Source organism: Streptomyces sp. 8K308 (assembly GCF_004348315.1).
Taxonomy (GTDB): domain Bacteria; phylum Actinomycetota; class Actinomycetes; order Streptomycetales; family Streptomycetaceae; genus Streptomyces.
The window spans coordinates 1-3,309 of sequence record NZ_SMKC01000523.1; the positions used below are offsets into that span (position 1 = coordinate 1).

At 74.5% G+C, this 3,309-nt stretch carries 3 protein-coding genes and 1 pseudogene; all 4 read right to left on the bottom strand.

All coding sequences use genetic code 11. From position 1 onward, the window contains the following. Positions 1 to 229, bottom strand: a pseudogene (locus E1265_RS35110) (HAMP domain-containing sensor histidine kinase); the annotation flags it as partial. Between the two features lie 57 nt (positions 230 to 286). Next, positions 287 to 1,402, bottom strand: a complete 1,116-nt coding sequence (locus E1265_RS35115; protein WP_165953997.1) for a serine hydrolase domain-containing protein — start codon at positions 1,400 to 1,402, stop codon at positions 287 to 289. 2 nt (positions 1,403 to 1,404) lie between these two features. After that, positions 1,405 to 2,169: an SDR family NAD(P)-dependent oxidoreductase gene (locus E1265_RS35120; protein WP_132935004.1), complete on the bottom strand. Its 765-nt coding sequence runs from the start codon at positions 2,167 to 2,169 to the stop codon at positions 1,405 to 1,407. An 81-nt stretch (positions 2,170 to 2,250) separates the two neighbouring features. Continuing rightward, entirely contained in the window at positions 2,251 to 3,243 is a 993-nt protein-coding gene (gene hemB / locus E1265_RS35125) for a porphobilinogen synthase (RefSeq protein ID WP_279571496.1), read from the bottom strand. Positions 3,244 to 3,309 lie beyond the last annotated feature (66 nt).

Here is a 3,309-nt window from a genome sequence, read left to right on the forward strand (position 1 = left end):
CCCCCACCCCTGGTGCGTGCCCTGTCGCCCCGGTGAAGCGGTCGAAGGCCCGCGCCGCCTGGTCCGGGGTCATGCCGGGGCCCTCGTCGTGGAACTCGAGGACGGCGAGGCCCTCCCGCGTGCCGACGCCGATGCGGACCGGGGTGCCGGCGGGGGTGTGGGCGACGGCGTTGCCGACGAGGTTGGCGGTGACCTGGCGGAGCCTCGCCTCGTCGCCGAGCACCGGGGCCGCGGCCCGGAGTCTCACAGCGAACTCACAGAATGAGCCGCCGGTCGCGCCGCGCCGCTACAGGCCGGCCGCCGCGGCCAGCGCCGCGGCCGGCGCCAGCCGGTACGCCCCGTCCCGGCCCCGGTCGCGCCCAGGATGCACCCGGTTGGTGAGCAGCACGAGCAGCACCCCGGTCGCCGCGTCGGCGACCACGCTCGTGCCGGTGAAGCCCGTGTGGCCGAACGCCGTCGGCGACGCCAACCGCCCCATGTAGCTCGGCTGGTTCAGCTGCCACCCGAGCCCGCGCGCCGCGCCCTCGCCCAGGCCCCCGTTGTGGTCGGTCACCATCTCCCGCACCCACCGCTCGCCGAGCAGCCGCTTCCCGCCGTAACGGCCGCCGTCCAGCATGGTCTGCGCCAGCACCGCCACGTCCCACGCCGTCGCGAAGACGCCCGCGTGCCCTGCCACCCCGCCCATCCGGTAGGCGTTCTCGTCGTGCACCGAGCCGCGCACCATGCCCCGCCCGGTCCACGGCTGGTACTCGGTGGCCGCGATCCGCTCCCGCCACGCCGCCGGCGGGTTGTAGCGGGTGTCGGCGAGCCCCAGCGGCCCGGTCACGAGCTCGGCGACCAGCGCGTCGAGCCCGCGCCCCGTCGCCCGCTCCGCGAGCGCGCCAAGCACGATGAGCCCGAGGTCCGAGTACCGGTACCCGCCCTCGCCGCCCACCGGCTCATCCGTCGTCCTGAGGCCCGCGATCGCCGCCAGCCGCGCCGCGTCGTCCGCGTACGGCTCCAGGTCGAGCCACGCAGGCAGCCCGCTCGTGTGGGTGAGCAGCCGCCGCGCCGTCAACTCCGCGCCCCGGAACGCCGGCAGCCACCGCCCCACCGGTTCGTCGAGCCCGAGCAGCCCGCGCTCGGCGAGCCGCACCACCACCACGGCCGTGTAGAGCTTGGAAAGCGACGCCAGGTCGAAGACGGTGTCCGCCCGCATCGGGACCGACTCGCCGCCGTGCCGCACCGCGAAGCCGCGCGCCTCGTGCGCCACGACCACCCCGTGCCGGGCCGCGAGCAGCACGAAGCCCGGGTACGCGGCGTCGGGGCCGTCGAGGAACGCCTCGGCCGCCGGCACGATCCGGGCCGCGAGCGCCGCGTCGAGCCCGGCCTCCGCCGGGCTCCCGAACCGCAGCCGACCCACCCCTACAGCTCCCGGTGGACCTTGGTGTTGGAGGCCTGCGCGCGCGGCCGCACCACGAGCAGGTCGATGTTCACGTGCTGCGGCCTGGTCACCGCCCAGGTGATGGTGTCTGCCACGTCCTCCGCGGTCAGCGGCTCGGCGACCCCCGCGTACACCTGGTCGGCGGCCGCCGCGTCGCCCCGGAAGCGGGTCAGCGAGAACTCGTCGGTCCGCACCATGCCGGGGGCGATCTCGATCACCCGCACCGGCGTGCCGACGATCTCGAGACGCAGCGTCTCGGCCAGCACGTGCGCGCCGTGCTTGGCCGCGACGTAGCCGGCGCCGCGCTCGTACGTGCCGTGGCCGGCGGTCGAGGACACCACGAGCACCGTGCCGGCGCCGGAGGCAGTGAGCGTGGGCAGCAGCGCCTGGGTCATGTTGAGCACGCCCAGCACGTTGACCTCGTACATCGTGCGCCACTCGGCCGGGTCGCCCTCCGCGACCGTGTCCATACCGAGCGCGCCGCCCGCGTTGTTGATCAGCACGTCGCACCGCTCAAGCAGGCCCGCGAAGGCGTCCACAGCCTCCCGGTCCGTCACGTCCAACTGGTGCGCCTCGACGCCCTCGTGGCCGGCCTTCGACAGCTCCTCGGCCAACGCGTCTATCCGGTCGAGTCGGCGGGCCACCAGCACCACCCGGTAGCCGGCGTCGGCCAGTTGTCGAGCGGTGGCGGCCCCGATGCCGCTGCTCGCCCCGGTGATCACGGCGGTGGGCTTGGGGGTGGACACGTGCGCCTCCTGCGTTCGTACTCGCGTTCCAGCCGCTGCGCGGCACCTCCATGATGACTGCCACGCCCGGGGGCGCCGCCGTCAGGTGCCGGAGCGCAGCCGCCCGGCGAACTCCGTCGCCCAGTAGGTCAGGATCAGGTCGGCCCCGGCCCGCTTGAACGCCGTCAGCGTCTCCTCGATGGCGCGCTCCCGGTCCACCCAGCCGCGCTCGGCGGCCGCCTCGACCATCGCGTACTCACCGGAGATCTGGTACGCCGCCACCGGCACCGGCGACGCGTCCGCGATCCCCCGCAGCACGTCCAGGTACGGCAGGCCGGGCTTCACCAGCACGATGTCCGCGCCCTCGGCCACGTCGAGCTCCAACTCGCGGAGTGCCTCACGGGCGTTGGGCGCGTCCTGCTGGTACGTCCTGCGGTCGCCGACGAGCGACGAGTTCACCGCCTCGCGGAACGGCCCGTAGAACGCCGACGCGTACTTCACGGTGTACGCCATGAGACCCACGTCCTGGAACCCGGCCGCGTCGAGCGCCGCCCTGACGTGCCCCACCTGGCCGTCCATCATCCCGCTCGGCCCGAGCATGTGTGCGCCGGCGGACGCCTGCACGACGGCCATCTCGGCGTACCGCTCCAGGGTGGCGTCGTTGTCCACGTTGCCGGCCGCGTCCAGGACGCCGCAGTGGCCGTGGTCGGTGACCTCGTCCAGGCACAGGTCGGACATCACCACCAGCGCGTCCCCAACCTCGGCCCGCACGTCGCGCAGCGCGACCTGCAGGATCCCGTCGGGGTCAGTGCCCGGCGTGCCGACCGCGTCCTTCTTGCCCTCCTCGGGCACCCCGAACAGCATGATCCCGCTCAGCCCCGCCTCGGCCGCCTCCACGGCGGCCTTGCGGATCGAGTCACGGCTGTGCTGCACGACCCCGGGCATGGACCCGACGGGCACCGGCTCCGCGACGCCCTCCCGAACGAACGCCGGCAGGATCAGATCGGCCGGATGCAGCCGGGTCTCGGCCACCATCCGCCGCATCGCCGCCGTCCCACGCAACCGCCTCGGCCGCACCGTCGGAAACTCGCTCACAACAGCCTCTCGTTTCTCCACCCCACCCCGACGCTACCGCGCGCCAAGGGGCCTCCCCCAAGCGGG